Here is a 13,646-nt window from a genome sequence, read left to right as displayed (position 1 = left end):
CGAACAAGTCGTACCCAAGCAGTACAACGCAGTAACACAACATCGAAAGGCACTACCAAATGGTGATGACACCGCGAACTACTACCGCTGGTCAGCGACAGTAGTCGAGGTACGCCCTTCGACCCGGAGCGATCCGGGATGTGATAGAAAAACGCGGCCTTGGCCGCGTTTTTTTTCGCCTGTCGTTCATCAGCTGCCTGATAAGCTGCCGTCTTCGCTCCGTTGCGGAGCGGCCATGAATAGTCCGTAGCCGGCACGCGGGAATCGATATCTGCGCGGTCCGGCGCCACAAACATGCTGTTTGATCCGGCCGTGTCGGCGCGAGGCCCCGCCGCCGGATTTCTCGAGAGGTGCAAGATGATCGCAATCACGCTGCCGGACGGTTCCCGTCGCGAGTTTCCCGGCCCCGTCACGGTGGCCGAAGTGGCGCAGAGCATTGGTTCGGGCCTGGCCAAGGCCGCGCTTGCCGGCAAGGTGGACGGCCGGCTGGTCGACACGAGCTTCACCATCGATCAGGATGCCGCGCTTGCGATCGTCACGGACAAGGATGCCGATGGCGTCGATGTCATTCGTCACTCGACGGCCCACTTGCTGGCCTATGCGGTCAAGGAACTCTATCCCGAGGCGCAGGTGACGATCGGGCCGGTCATCGACAACGGCTTCTATTACGACTTCGCCTACAAGCGTCCTTTCACGCCCGAGGATCTCGCGGCCATCGAGAAGAAGATGACGGAGCTCGCGCGCAAGGACGAGAAGGTCACGCGCGAGGTGTGGAAGCGCGACGAAGCCGTCGCCCTGTTCGAATCGATGGGCGAGAAGTACAAGGCGGAAATCATCGCGTCGATTCCGGCCGGTGACGAAATCGGTCTCTATCGCGAAGGCAACTTCGTCGACCTGTGCCGCGGCCCGCACGTGCCGTCCACGGGCAAACTCAAGGTCTTCAAGCTGATGAAGGTGGCCGGCGCCTACTGGCGCGGCGATGCCAACAACGAGATGCTCCAGCGCATCTACGGCACGGCCTGGGCAAAGAAGGAGGACCAGGACGCCTACCTGCACATGCTCGAGGAAGCCGAGAAGCGCGACCACCGCAAGCTGGGCAAGCTGCTCGACCTGTTCCATCTGCAGGAGGAGGCGCCCGGCATGGTGTTCTGGCACCCGAAGGGCTGGCAGGTCTGGCAGAACGTCGAGCAGTACATGCGCACGCGCCTGGCTGCCGCCGGCTACGAGGAAGTGCGCACGCCGCAGGTGATGGACCGTTCGCTGTGGGAGAAGTCGGGCCACTGGCAGAACTACAAGGAGAACATGTTCGTCACGGAGTCGGAGAAGCGCGACTACGCGATCAAGCCGATGAACTGCCCGGGCCATGTGCAGATCTTCAACCATGGCCTGCGTTCGTACCGTGACCTGCCACTGCGGCTGGCCGAGTTCGGCGCCTGCCATCGCAACGAGCCTTCGGGCGCGCTGCATGGCCTGATGCGCGTGCGTGGCTTCGTGCAGGACGATGCGCATATTTTCTGCACGGAGGCGCAGATCGTCGAGGAGGCCAAGGCCTTCAACGAGCTCGCGTTCGCGATCTACGACGACTTCGGCTTCAAGGATGTGAAGGTCAAGTTGTCGCTGCGGCCCGAGCAGCGCGCCGGATCCGACGAGACGTGGGATCACGCCGAGGAAGGCCTGCGCCTTGCGCTGCGCGCATGCGGCGTGGAGTGGGAGGAGCTGCCAGGCGAGGGTGCCTTCTATGGTCCCAAGGTCGAATACCACATCAAGGACGCGATCGGGCGCTCGTGGCAGTGCGGTACGCTGCAGCTGGACCTGGTGCTGCCGGAACGCCTGGGTGCCGAGTACGTCGCCGAGGACAACTCGCGCAAGCGGCCGGTCATGCTCCACCGCGCGATCCTCGGTTCGTTCGAGCGTTTTCTGGGCATCCTGCTGGAAAATCACGCCGGCGCACTGCCGGCCTGGCTGGCTCCGGATCAAGTTGTGGTCATGAATATTGCCGATTCACAATCGGAATATGCTGAAAACGTAGTGCAACTCTTGCAAAAACAAGGGTTTAGGGCCAAGGCGGATTTGCGTAACGAGAAAATTACGTATAAAATCCGCGAGCACTCCCTCCAGAAGATCCCTTACCTGCTGGTGGTCGGGGATAAGGAGCGGGATGCCAATCAAGTGGCCGTGCGTGCCCGTGGCAATGTGGATCTCGGCGTGATGTCCGTATCCGCGTTTGTTGAGCGTCTGCAGCAGGATGTCGCCAGCAAAGCCTGAGGTGTCGAGCACGGCTTGTTTTTTTGTCTTCTTGAGGTAACGCAACATCGCTACAGACAAAGGTCACCGCATCAACCGTGAGATCAGCGCGCCCGAGTTGCGCCTGGTAGGGGTTGATAACGAGCAGCTCGGCATCGTCAAGTTCATGGATGCGCTTCGCATGGCCGAGGACAAGGACTTGGATCTGGTGGAGATCGCCCCCAACGCGGCTCCGCCCGTAGCCCGCATCATGGACTACGGCAAATTCAAGTACGAGGAAGCCAAGCGCGCGCACGAAGCGAAGCTGAAGCAGAAGATCATCCAGGTCAAGGAGGTGAAATTCCGCCCTGGCACGGATGATGGCGACTACAACGTCAAGCTGCGCAACCTGAAACGGTTTCTGGAAGAGGGCGACAAGACCAAGATCACGCTGCGTTTCCGCGGCCGTGAGATGGCCCACCAGGAAATCGGCGCGCGCATGCTGGAGCGTCTGAAGTCGGATCTGGAGGAACTTGGCCAGGTCGAGCAGATGCCGAAGATGGAAGGCCGCCAGATGGTGATGGTGCTGGCCCCCAAGAAGAAAAAGTAATTCCTGTGCGAAGCGGCGACCGGGATGCACGGCATCCCGGTGTCGTTTTGTACGGAACGTGTCGCGCGTCATGGCATGCCCATGGGGCGGGCACAACAACAAGTGGATGCGGGTCTTACAAGTGTCGGCGCCAGCCGTCCACCTGCATGCATGTCATTAGAGCTGGAGTTTTTCATGCCTAAGATGAAGACCAAGAAAAGCGCGTCCAAGCGCTTTACGGCGCGTCCGAACGGCTCGTTCAAGCGCGGCCAGGCCTTCAAGCGTCACATCCTGACCAAGAAGACCACCAAGAACAAGCGTCACCTGCGCGGCACCCAGGACGTCCATGAGACGAACCTGAAGTCGGTCCGCTCGATGATGCCGTACGCGTAACCCTAACGAACACGAAAGGAGAGTTTCATGCCTCGAGTCAAACGTGGGGTCACCGCACGGGCCCGTCACAAGAAAGTTATCGACGCTGCCAAGGGTTACCGCGGCCGTCGCAATAATGTCTATCGCATCGCCAAGCAGGCGGTCATGCGTGCTGGCCAGTACGCATACCGCGATCGTCGCAACAAGAAGCGCGTGTTCCGCGCACTCTGGATTGCACGTATCAACGCTGCCACGCGCGAGCATGGCATGACCTACAGCGTGTTCATGAACGGCCTGAAGAAGGCTTCGATTGAACTGGACCGCAAGGTGCTGTCGGACATGGCCATTCACGACAAGCCTGCCTTTGCCGCCATCGTCAACCAGGTGAAAGCCACCGTTGCCTGATGCCGGCTCCAGGGGCGCCCCCGCGGCGTTCCTGGGCAAGCACCGACCGTAAGGTCACATAAAAACGGGGCTCCTGAGCCCCGTTTTTATTTCGACAAGCATGTCGAATGCCGTCACCGTAGGGTCATACGGAGGCGATATTCGAGATGCAACATCGCACGCGAGCCGTGCCAACTTTTCCAAGATTGCCGTCATGTCCCTGGATCTGGATCAAATCGTCGCTGACGCACAGGCCGCTTTTGCCGCGGCCAACGATAACGCCACGCTGGAAAACGAGAAGGCGCGTTTCCTCGGCAAGACCGGTGCGCTGACCGAACTGCTCAAGGGGCTCGGCAAGCTCGACCCCGAGGCACGCAAGACCGAAGGCGCGCGCATCAACCAGACCAAGCAGCAGGTGGAGGCCGCGCTGCAGGCGCGCCGCCAGGCGCTCTCCGACGCGTTGATGAATGCGCGCCTCGCCGCCGAGGCGATCGATGTGACACTGCCTGGCCGTGCCGTGGCGCGCGGCAGCCTGCATCCCGTCATGCGCACGTGGGAACGGATCGAACAGATCTTCGGCTCGATTGGCTTTGACGTGGCCGATGGTCCCGAGATCGAAACCGACTGGATGAACTTCACCGCGCTGAACAACCCGGACAACCACCCGGCGCGTTCGATGCAGGACACGTTCTATGTCGATGGCCGCGACAGCGACGACAAGCTCCTGCTGCTGCGTACCCATACCAGCCCGATGCAGGTGCGCTACGCGCGCATGCACGTGCAGAAGTACGCCGGCCGCGCCATGCCGCCGATCAAGGTGATCTGCCCGGGCCGCACCTATCGGGTGGACAGCGATGCCACGCACTCGCCGATGTTCAACCAGGTGGAAGGCCTGTGGATCGGCGAGGACATCAGCTTTGCCGACCTCAAGGGCGTCTACACGGACTTCCTGCGCAAGTTCTTCGAGCGCGACGATATCCAGGTGCGCTTCCGTCCGTCGTATTTTCCGTTCACCGAGCCGTCGGCGGAAATCGACATGGCGTTCGGCAACGGCAAGTGGCTCGAGATCTCGGGCTCGGGCCAGGTCCATCCCAACGTGATGCGCAACATGGGCCTCGATCCCGAGCGCTATATTGGCTTTGCGTTCGGCTCCGGCATCGAGCGACTGACGATGCTGCGCTATGGCATCAACGACCTGCGCCTGTTCTTCGAGGGCGACGTGCGCTTCCTGCGCCAGTTTGCCTGACGCGCACCGGTTGCCTACGCACCGCCTCGCACCCGACATCACAGAACTTACCGATCAGAAGCGCCATGCAATTCTCGGAATCCTGGCTCCGCACCTTTGCCAATCCTGAAAAGGTCTCCACCGACGCCCTTGCGCACAGCCTGACCATGGCTGGCCTCGAAGTGGAAGAGGTGGGGCCGGTCGCGCCGCCCTTCAGCAAGATCGTGGTGGCCCGCGTGCTGGCCACCGAGCGGCATCCCAATGCGGACCGTCTCAACGTATGCCAGGTCGATGCCGGCACCGGCGAGACGCTGCAGATCGTCTGCGGCGCGCCCAACGTCAAGCCCGGCATCTCGGTGCCGTGCGCGCTGGTTGGCGCGGTGCTGCCGCCCGCCGAGGTCGGTGGCGCGCCGTTCGAGATCAAGGTGGGCAAGCTGCGCGGCGTGGAGAGCTACGGCATGCTGTGCTCGGCGCGCGAACTGAAGCTGTCGGAAGATCATGGCGGCCTGCTGGTGCTGCCGGACGACGCCCCCGTGGGCCAGGATATTCGCCAGTATCTCGACCTCGACGATCAGGTCTTCACCATCAAGCTCACGCCCAACAAGGCCGACTGCCTGTCGATCCATGGCGTGGCGCGCGAGGTAGCGGCGTTGACCGGTGCAACGCTGTCGCTGCCCGACATGTCGCCGGTGGCGGTGACGATCCAGGACAAGCTGCCGGTGAAGGTGTCGGCGCCCGACCTGTGCGGCCGCTTCTCGGGCCGCGTCATCCGCGGCGTAAACGCACGCGCCGCCACGCCGGCGTGGATGGTGCAACGGCTCGAGCGTTCGGGCCAGCGCAGCATCTCGGCGCTGGTGGATATTTCCAACTACGTGATGCTGGAACTCGGTCGCCCGAGCCACGTGTTCGATCTGGACAAGATCCACGGTGGCCTGGACGTGCGCTGGGGCCGCAAGGGCGAGCAACTGAAGCTGCTCAATGGCAATACGGTCGAGGTCGACGAGCAGGTGGGCGTGATCGCCGACGACAGGGAGATCGAGAGCCTGGCTGGCATCATGGGCGGCGACAGTACCGCCGTGTCGCTCGATACGACCAATATCTATCTCGAGGCCGCGTTCTGGTGGCCGGAGGCAATCCAGGGCCGGGCGCGCCGCTACAACTTCTCGACCGATGCCGGTCACCGCTTCGAGCGCGGTGTGGACTATGCCACCACGGTCGAGCATATCGAGCGCATTACCGCGCTGATCCTGCAGATCTGCGGCGGCCAGGCCGGCCCCGTCGACGACCTCGTGGTCAACCTGCCCGAGCGCAAGCCGGTGGCGCTGCGCGTGGCGCGCGCGGAGCGTGTGTTGGGTATCGAACTGACAGCGGCTGAAATCGCGGATGTGTTCCAGCGCCTGCAACTGCCGTTCGCGCGCACGCAGGGTGCCGAAGGCGAGGTGTTCGAGGTTACGCCGCCGAGCTACCGCTTCGATATCGAGATTGAGGAGGACCTGATCGAGGAAGTCGCGCGCATCTACGGTTTCGAGCGGATTCCGGCGCGCCCGCCGGTGGCGCAGAGCGAGATGCGGCCCACCAACGAGGCACGTCGCTCCACGCATGTGGTACGCCACGCCCTTGCCGCGCGCGATTACCAGGAGGTGATCAATTTTGCCTTCGTGGAAGAGAAGTGGGAGCGCGACTTTGCCGCCAACGATAACCCGATCCGCCTGCTGAACCCGATCGCGAGCCAGCTGGCTGTGATGCGTTCCACGCTGATTGGCGGTCTGGTCGACAAGGTGCGTTACAACCTGAATCGCAAGGCCGCGCGCGTACGCCTGTTCGAGGTCGGCCGCGTGTTCCATCGCGATGCCGAGGTGGTCGACGGCGGCCTGACCGTAGCCGGATACGACCAGCCGATGATGGCGGCCGGCATCGCCTATGGTCCGGCGTTCGACGAGCAGTGGGGCGTACCCACGCGCGCCGTCGACTTCTTCGACGTCAAGGGTGACGTGGAGGCGCTGTTCCATCCGCACGCACCGCGCTTTGAGCCGGTGTCTCATCCCGCGCTGCATCCGGGGCGTGCCGCGCGCGTGCTGCTGGGCGGCAGGGCGGTGGGCGTGGTGGGCGAGTTGCATCCGCGCTGGCTGCAGGAATATGAACTGACGCAGGCGCCGGTGGTGTTCGAGCTCGACTTGCTGGCGCTGCGCGAAGTGGGCCTGCCCGCGTACACCGAGATCTCGCGCTTCCCGGCCGCCGTGCGTGACCTGGCTGTAGTGGTCAAGCAGTCGGTGCGCGTGCAGGACATGCTCGACGCCATGCGCGAGGCGCTGGACAAGGCCGACCTTGGTCGCTTTTGCCAGAACCTGGTCGTGTTCGACGAGTTCCGTCCGAAGGCGGCTTCCGCTTCGATCGGGGCCGACGAGAAAAGCCTTGCGTTCCGACTGACCTTGCAAGATACTGGGGCGACGCTTCAGGACGAAACCGTCGATCAGGCAGTGCGCTGCATGGTCGAGGCGCTGGCAGCGGCGTTCGACGCCCGCCTGCGCGGCTGAACTGCCCGTTGAAGAACTGGAGCGCCCGGGCACGGCTCCCGGGCGGATCGCCAGATACACCACTCCAACGAGCGATCAAGATGAACGACCGAGACGCGATTTCCATGAATGCAGCAGGACTGGGCGAGATGGGCGACCGGCACGCTCCCACCCTCGACGACGCATCGCCGGAAGCCCGCGCGACCGAGGTGCCTACGCTCACCAAGGCCGAGCTCGCCGAAATGCTGTTCGACCAGGTGGGTCTGAACAAGCGCGAATCCAAGGACATGGTCGAAGCCTTCTTCGACGTCATTCGTGAAGCGCTGGAGCAGGGCGACAGCGTCAAGCTGTCCGGCTTCGGCAACTTCCAGCTGCGCGACAAGCCGCAGCGTCCGGGCCGTAATCCCAAGACCGGCGAAGTCATTCCCATCACCGCGCGTCGCGTGGTGACGTTCCACGCCAGCCAGAAGCTCAAGGGCCTGGTGGAGGAGCGGGCAGGGGTGGCAGTGTCCGGCTGAAACGGCGGCAGCTGACGTACCGTTCAGGATTGCCTGATCCTTTCGGCAGATTGCCCGGCGACATCGCTGTCTGTATGCTTCCTTGCCGCGCGTGCGTCATCGCCTCTCGCGCGTGGTGGTTGAAGACGCTTCAAACAAACGCCTCCGAACCTCTCTCCCCATCGCATGACGGAAAAATCCAGCGAGCGCGTCACGCTGCCGCCGATTCCCGCGAAACGCTACTTCACCATTGGTGAAGTGAGCGAGCTCTGCGCCGTCAAGCCGCACGTGCTGCGCTATTGGGAGCAGGAGTTCACGCAGCTGAAGCCAGTCAAGCGCCGCGGCAACCGGCGCTACTACCAGCACCACGAAGTCCTGCTGATCCGCCGCATCCGCGAGCTGCTGTACGAGCAGGGCTTCACCATCAACGGCGCACGCAACCGGCTCGACGATGGTCGCCATCACGCTGCCGCCGCAGCCGCACAGGAAGCGGAAGCGGCCGCCGCAGCGAACAGCATCGAACGTCCCGCGCTCACCGTCGACATCAACACATTGCGCGGCGAACTGGTTGAAGTACAACACCTGCTCGCCCAACTGAAGGAGATCGCACGGCACGGATAAATCATGCGCGTGTGACTAGCCATCGTCGAAATGTCTCTGCTATAATCGTCGTCTTTCGGGGCGTAGCGCAGCCTGGTAGCGTACCTGCATGGGGTGCAGGTGGTCGGAGGTTCAAATCCTCTCGCCCCGACCAGAAATAAAAACCCGCTTGGTGTATGCCAAGCGGGTTTTTTGTTTGGGCATGAGAGAAGCGACTGAGCATTCAGCTTGCTTGGCGCGACATAGCACGCTCTCAAACTTTCCGCCTGATCGCCGGTTCACGGCTTGGTCGCTGCTGCCGACAGACATGCTCGGCACGAAGTGAACCCACCGGCAAAACTTCCCGCAACCAACGTCTGATGCCATGGACCTGCTGCAAGTCAGCGCAGGTCATTCGCGACGAGGCGCGCCTTGGAGTGTTCGGCGGATCAGGACCAGCTTCCTCTGCCGGGCGCTTAAGCATCCGGGTCTCGCTGCATCCACCCGGCACGGTGTGATGCATCTCACGCGGATGCTGGCCTGCGCCTCAGGTTCGGTGCCGACGAAGAAGTAGTGCGGCAGGAGGTCTCAAATATAAAAAAGTGTGACCCGAATGAGGTATGTCGATTTTGATATTTCGTTGTTAGAGTGCCGTCGGACTCCATAGGGCACTCAATGGCAAAGATCCTTCCGGCGTTGTCAAGCGCAGCCCAAATCTGAGCCACTTCGCGCGCCCGCGCGCAAAGTAAATGTGAACCAGTTGATTAGTTCTTCGTGGCGGGCACGTGGCCGGCCTTGCGTTGCTGTTTCAGCCGATAACTATCTCCTTTGATTTGGACGATGTGCGCGTGATGCAGTATCCGGTCCAACATTGCCGCAGTCAGCGTGGTATTGCCGCCGAAGGTCTGATCCCATTGGGTGAAGGGAAGATTGCTGGTGAGGATCATGGAGCCGCGTTCATATCGCTTGGCGACGATCTGGAAGAAGTGGCTGGCTTGGTCGCCGGACAGGGGTAAGTAGCCGATCTCGTCAACGATTAGCAGGCGTGGGCCGAGGATGTTGTGTCGCAGGACGGCGTCGTATCGCTCCTGACGCCTGGCGGCCTCGAGTTGCAGCATGAGGTCGGCGGCGGTGATGAACTTGGTCTTGATCCCGGCTTGTGTGGCGGCGTATCCGATGGCAATCGCCAGATGAGTCTTGCCGACGCCGGAGGGACCAAGCAACACGGCGTTCTGACTGCGTTCGATGAACCGCAGCGTCGCCAGTTCGTCGATCAACTTCCGAGGCGCTCCCACAGCAAAGCCGTAGTCGTACTCGTCCAGCGTCTTGACCGCTGGGAACCCGGCCATGCGAACCAGCGTCTGGCGTGAGCGGACTTGGCGGGTATCACGCTCATGTTCCAGCACGTGCTCCAGATAGTCCATGAAGCTCCAGTCCTTGTTCACCGCGTCACTGGCCATTGCGCGGTATGCCTGCATCAAGCCCTCGAGCTTGAGCGTCTGGCAATGGGCATCAATTCGCTCCTGTTGCAGGTTCACGCTCGTACCTCAGTCAAAAGTTGCTGATAGACCTGTAACGTCGCGCGCGGTTTGGCACGATTTTGCGCGCGGTTTGGCATTCCGGTCGCAGAGTTAAAAACGGCCGATTCAGGCCTCCTCAGGCTATTGCCCAGCCGCCACGCCGGCTAGTGGAGTCCTCTGGCAAGCCAGAGGTCAGTTGCATCGGAATTCCACTGCTCGATCGACCCGGGGGATAGCTGGCCACCAAGCATTTCGCGCCACTCGCCTACGGCCTTCTCCCATTGCGCTTGCTCGCCCGGCAGGTCTGCCAGGAGCCGTTCCGCCTGAGCCAGAAAGTGAGATCTACCTTCCTCGATGAGTAAGTGGACCGTCTCCTTGGTAGCCTTCCGGACGTGCTCGGCGTGGCGTTTCCACCAAGCGGCGTCAGACCGTTTCTCCAGTTCTGGGCCGAGATGGGCCAGCAGGGTCAGGATTTTCGACTTGGTGATAGCGGGGTCCAGCCCGGTATTTTCAGACAACCAGACCCCCAATTCGCCCGGCGTCGGTATACCCTCGGCGCAGGATAGCCCTGCGTAGTGCCGGAGTGCTGCAACGGAAGCCAGCAACGTGCCAGACACCTCCTCCGGAAGCTCGGATATCCATGTAGTTAATAGGAAATTCGGTGCAGGGTAGGCGGCCATATATGATCCAGAATGGTTAAGAAAAAGCGTCAGACTCCGGTACATCGGTCGGATCGACGATTTCTTAACCTGCGCAACAGCCCTAGAACAGCTGGCCGAGTTCCGCTGGTGCCCAATTGGTGATCACCAGTTCACGGCTTGTATCCGGCTTAACTTGGGCATTGGCCACGCTGTACTTGATGTCCAGGCCTATCATGTGATGGCCGTCAAACGCCTGTCGAATCTCGGGATGGTCATTAATGGAAACCATCACCTTACCCTTGCAGGACCGCATCAGGGAGGCCATCTCGACGTAGTTTTCAAAGCCAAAAGGCACGCCGTAGCCCTCTGTTTGCCAGTACGGCGGGTCAAGGTAGAACAGTGTGTGTGGTCGATCGTAGCGCTGCAGGCATTCTTGCCAGGGCAGGTTTTCCACGTTGGTGCTGGCCAGCCGTAGATGGGCGGCCGACAGGCTCTCCTCGATCCGCAACAAGTTGACCATTGGAGCGGTCGTGGCCGTCCCATAGTTCTGACCGTCCACCTTGCCGCCGAAAGCGTGGTGTTGCAGGTAATAGAAGCGCGCAGCACGCTGGATGTCGGTCAGTGTCTCCGGGTTGCTCATCTGCTGCCATTTGAAGACCTGGCGGCTGGAGATCGCCCATTTGAATTGGCGGACAAACTCCTCCAGATGATGCTGGACGACCCGATACAGATTCACCAGATCGCCGTTGATGTCGTTGATTACCTCGACCGGCGCGGGCACTTGCCGGAGGAAATAGAGAGCAGCGCCACCGCAGAAAACCTCCACGTAACACTCGTGCGCGGGAAACAGCGGAAACAGCTTGTCGGCCAAGCGGCGCTTGCCGCCCAGCCAGGGAATAATCGGGCTCGTCATGTGACTTTGAAGGAATATGGTAGGATTCCGCCCGCCTCGCGAGGTGGCGCGGCCCTGGCCAATCTTGCAGTCCCTGGCTGCAGGGGCGGGTCGTGGACGGTGCTCCAACACCGTTCACGTCGCCGCGTCTTTTCTAGTCTTCTAGACTTCTAGGCGACTGGATTTGATTCGTACGCGCGCCATGGCGAGTACCTGCACACGAGCTGCGCGCGTTCGCTGCCGGCGGCGATCTTCCAGCCGACGTTTGCCTCGTGGCATTTTCCGTTGCCCCGATCTAGCACCCACCAGAAATGAAAGTAGAGGTGGCCATTTGCGCCGCGATACAGCTCGCAACGCCATCCGCCCTGGGCTGGATATCGATTGGTGGGCGAAGCGTGCGCTACGGGCGCGTAGAGCGCTCCTGACGCACGATCGAGCTGGAATGGTCCCTGTGCCCCGAGGACGTCGATCGAGAAGTCGTACGCGTTGTTTCGATAGAGCCACGCCACGCGGCAGAGGTATCGACAAAGCGTGTTCCTGGGAGCGCCATCGTCAGTCCGCAGCCAAGACGTGCTGGCCACGAATCGCGGCTCGATGACTCCATCCCGGCCAACCCCATCCAGAGTGGCATCGTGGGTCTGAAACCATCGCAGCCAGACAGGCAGATTTCCCTCAGCATTTGCGAACGCGGGGAACAGCCAATCGAGAGCGTAGCCCACAAGATTGGCGAGTATGTCCAGGGCGACCTGGAGTGCGAAGCGCGCCATCATGGCAGCGGAGTCTCCGGCCATACGATAGACGCGGGGAAGCCCGACTGCTCGGGGACGTTTCGGAGTTCCCGGCGGTATCGCATGAGCGCCTGATATTGTTCCGCCGTGAGCGTCGTGGCTATGCCTTCCTGCAGCTCGTCGCTATGGCGCAGGACCATGCCGTCTGTCGCTGCCAGCAAACGATCTCGATTGAGCCTTGCTTCGCCCGCCAAGTAGTCATCAGACGGAGGGGACGGGTCCGCTAGGAGGGCATGTCCCTCTTCGGAGATCATCATCACTTTCCCGGTGGCTTGGCCATCCAGTAGTGCCTCGTGTGTTTCGTCACTGATCGCAACCGACGGCGTCGGGATGTCTTCATGGATGCCTTCCGCATAGAAGGCAAGCACCCTGCGGCTCGAGTCGATATGTGCAAATTTTTGCATGATGCGCTTCTTCGATATGGATCAGATGCCGACGCCGAAGCAGCGGACGCCGCTTGAGCCGCTGTTACTACTCTGCACCGTGACCAGCGCTACACCAGCATTTCCATCTACACCGATGCTGCGATCTACGGCGTTCACCGCGATGCCTGATCCAATGGTGCCCCATGCGGCGAGGCATGCGCTGGGGAACGCGATAGGCCACGCTAAGCTCGATTGAAGCGCGTTGTGCGGTACGGTTCCGGACGTCCATTGCAGAATCAAGCCACTGGGCAATCGCTGGTAGCCGATGCTGCTACCCCACCACAGGCCGAACAGATCCGAATTGTTCACGCGCAGTGCAGCGGAGCCACTAAACGCCCAAAGCGCCCCACCGGCGCGTGTGAAGATGGCAACATCCCCGGGCTTCACCAGGACGCCCGTGATGATCCCGCCGTTTGCGCTCATCTGGTCAGTTCCCGCACGCACGATCGTGAATGGCTGATTGCCGAGCGATTGGAAAATGAACGTCGCACCATCAGGCACCGCACTCAGTGCTGGCAACGTTAGAACCTGGCCCGTGGCAGTCATTGCGCAATTGATCCACTTCCCCGCCACGGACGCCGACACACTACCTGTCTGGACGAACGTGGCCACACCCGCCATGTTGCCCACGGCACGCTGGACCGCGTCCATTGTGGCAATGCGCTTGGTGTTATCGAACTGGTCGGGCGTGGTGCTCTTCGGAGTGCCCGTGAGCGTCGCGGAGTTCAGAGGCGCAAATGCGCCGAGCGCGTCCAGCGGCGCATAGTTGGCCAACGCGTTAAGCAGGACCGTTTTCAACTGGTCCTTCTTCTGCACGTCGAGAGTGCCACCGAAGCCGGTCAACAGATTCTTAAGCTCCGACTGAACGTCGCGCACTGCGCTCTGCACAGCGTTAAGCCACAGCGCCGTTACCAGAGTGCCGATGGTTCCATTAGCGGGGTTACCGTCGTGAAACAGACTGTCCTGCGTATCGACGGGGGACATCAGGTCTTGCATTG

The 13,646-nt window shown here is 61.5% G+C and carries 14 protein-coding genes and 1 tRNA gene; 9 read left to right on the top strand and 6 right to left on the bottom strand.

Going from position 1 to position 13,646, the window contains the following annotated elements; genetic code table 11:
- Positions 1-357: 357 nt before the first annotated feature.
- From thrS to DFLDMN_RS05480, 9 genes are all read left to right on the top strand, one after another.
- Positions 358-2,265 carry a threonine--tRNA ligase gene (gene thrS, locus DFLDMN_RS05520; protein WP_423197470.1) on the top strand — a complete coding sequence of 636 codons (1,908 nt, stop codon included), beginning with the start codon at positions 358-360 and terminating at the stop codon, positions 2,263-2,265.
- Between the two features lie 46 nt (positions 2,266-2,311).
- Positions 2,312-2,833, top strand: coding sequence for a translation initiation factor IF-3 (gene infC, locus DFLDMN_RS05515; protein WP_423198329.1), 522 nt, complete (start codon positions 2,312-2,314; stop codon positions 2,831-2,833).
- A gap of 174 nt (positions 2,834-3,007) precedes the next feature.
- Positions 3,008-3,205: a 50S ribosomal protein L35 gene (gene rpmI / locus DFLDMN_RS05510; RefSeq protein ID WP_423197469.1), complete on the top strand. Its 198-nt coding sequence runs from the start codon at positions 3,008-3,010 to the stop codon at positions 3,203-3,205.
- A 27-nt stretch (positions 3,206-3,232) separates the two neighbouring features.
- A complete protein-coding gene (rplT, locus tag DFLDMN_RS05505) occupies positions 3,233-3,589 on the top strand; it encodes a 50S ribosomal protein L20 (RefSeq protein WP_008650487.1) in 357 nt (118 codons plus the stop codon).
- A gap of 199 nt (positions 3,590-3,788) precedes the next feature.
- Complete coding sequence (pheS, locus tag DFLDMN_RS05500) at positions 3,789-4,814, top strand: phenylalanine--tRNA ligase subunit alpha (protein WP_423198328.1); 1,026 nt, start codon at positions 3,789-3,791, stop codon at positions 4,812-4,814.
- 65 nt (positions 4,815-4,879) lie between these two features.
- Positions 4,880-7,327: a phenylalanine--tRNA ligase subunit beta gene (gene pheT / locus DFLDMN_RS05495; RefSeq protein ID WP_423197468.1), complete on the top strand. Its 2,448-nt coding sequence runs from the start codon at positions 4,880-4,882 to the stop codon at positions 7,325-7,327.
- Positions 7,328-7,407: 80 nt separating this feature from the next.
- Entirely contained in the window at positions 7,408-7,824 is a 417-nt protein-coding gene (locus tag DFLDMN_RS05490; RefSeq protein WP_423197467.1) for an integration host factor subunit alpha, read from the top strand.
- A gap of 165 nt (positions 7,825-7,989) precedes the next feature.
- Positions 7,990-8,424, top strand: coding sequence for a MerR family transcriptional regulator (locus DFLDMN_RS05485; protein ID WP_423197466.1), 435 nt, complete (start codon positions 7,990-7,992; stop codon positions 8,422-8,424).
- 56 nt (positions 8,425-8,480) lie between these two features.
- Positions 8,481-8,557 (top strand) — tRNA-Pro (locus DFLDMN_RS05480).
- Between the two features lie 589 nt (positions 8,558-9,146).
- Here DFLDMN_RS05480 and istB read toward each other — a convergent pair.
- The 6 genes from istB to DFLDMN_RS05450 all read right to left on the bottom strand — a co-directional run bounded on the left by istB (position 9,147) and on the right by DFLDMN_RS05450 (position 13,644).
- On the bottom strand, positions 9,147-9,920 hold the full coding sequence (gene istB / locus DFLDMN_RS05475; protein ID WP_144817098.1) for an IS21-like element ISOcsp1 family helper ATPase IstB: 774 nt from the start codon (positions 9,918-9,920) through the stop codon (positions 9,147-9,149).
- 146 nt (positions 9,921-10,066) lie between these two features.
- Positions 10,067-10,582, bottom strand: coding sequence for a hypothetical protein (locus tag DFLDMN_RS05470; RefSeq protein ID WP_423197465.1), 516 nt, complete (start codon positions 10,580-10,582; stop codon positions 10,067-10,069).
- Between the two features lie 82 nt (positions 10,583-10,664).
- Positions 10,665-11,456 (bottom strand): DNA adenine methylase, encoded by a 792-nt coding sequence (locus DFLDMN_RS05465; protein ID WP_423197464.1) that lies wholly within the window; start codon positions 11,454-11,456, stop codon positions 10,665-10,667.
- Positions 11,457-11,605: 149 nt separating this feature from the next.
- Positions 11,606-12,205, bottom strand: coding sequence for a DUF7338 family protein (locus tag DFLDMN_RS05460; RefSeq protein WP_423197463.1), 600 nt, complete (start codon positions 12,203-12,205; stop codon positions 11,606-11,608).
- Positions 12,202-12,627: a phage tail assembly chaperone gene (locus DFLDMN_RS05455; protein ID WP_423197462.1), complete on the bottom strand. Its 426-nt coding sequence runs from the start codon at positions 12,625-12,627 to the stop codon at positions 12,202-12,204. The genes DFLDMN_RS05460 and DFLDMN_RS05455 overlap by 4 nt, the downstream gene beginning before the upstream one ends.
- 21 nt (positions 12,628-12,648) lie before the next feature.
- Complete coding sequence (locus DFLDMN_RS05450; RefSeq protein ID WP_423197461.1) at positions 12,649-13,644, bottom strand: gp53-like domain-containing protein; 996 nt, start codon at positions 13,642-13,644, stop codon at positions 12,649-12,651.
- Positions 13,645-13,646 lie beyond the last annotated feature (2 nt).

The sequence above is a fragment of the Cupriavidus sp. H19C3 genome, assembly GCF_049393815.1.
GTDB lineage: Bacteria > Pseudomonadota > Gammaproteobacteria > Burkholderiales > Burkholderiaceae > Cupriavidus.
The sequence above is the reverse complement of the archived record's forward strand: the minus strand, read 5'-3'. Positions and strand labels throughout refer to the sequence as shown.

Coding starts and splice junctions, on each gene's coding strand:
- thrS (WP_423197470.1), top strand. CDS start 358: ATGATCGCAATCACGCTGCCGGACGGTTCCCGTCGCGAGTTTCCCGGC.
- rpmI (WP_423197469.1), top strand. CDS start 3,008: ATGCCTAAGATGAAGACCAAGAAAAGCGCGTCCAAGCGCTTTACGGCG.
- rplT (WP_008650487.1), top strand. CDS start 3,233: ATGCCTCGAGTCAAACGTGGGGTCACCGCACGGGCCCGTCACAAGAAA.
- pheT (WP_423197468.1), top strand. CDS start 4,880: ATGCAATTCTCGGAATCCTGGCTCCGCACCTTTGCCAATCCTGAAAAG.
- DFLDMN_RS05490 (WP_423197467.1), top strand. CDS start 7,408: ATGAACGACCGAGACGCGATTTCCATGAATGCAGCAGGACTGGGCGAG.
- DFLDMN_RS05485 (WP_423197466.1), top strand. CDS start 7,990: ATGACGGAAAAATCCAGCGAGCGCGTCACGCTGCCGCCGATTCCCGCG.
- DFLDMN_RS05470 (WP_423197465.1), bottom strand. CDS start 10,582: ATGGCCGCCTACCCTGCACCGAATTTCCTATTAACTACATGGATATCC.
- DFLDMN_RS05465 (WP_423197464.1), bottom strand. CDS start 11,456: ATGACGAGCCCGATTATTCCCTGGCTGGGCGGCAAGCGCCGCTTGGCC.
- DFLDMN_RS05460 (WP_423197463.1), bottom strand. CDS start 12,205: ATGATGGCGCGCTTCGCACTCCAGGTCGCCCTGGACATACTCGCCAAT.
- DFLDMN_RS05455 (WP_423197462.1), bottom strand. CDS start 12,627: ATGCAAAAATTTGCACATATCGACTCGAGCCGCAGGGTGCTTGCCTTC.
- DFLDMN_RS05450 (WP_423197461.1), bottom strand. CDS start 13,644: ATGCAAGACCTGATGTCCCCCGTCGATACGCAGGACAGTCTGTTTCAC.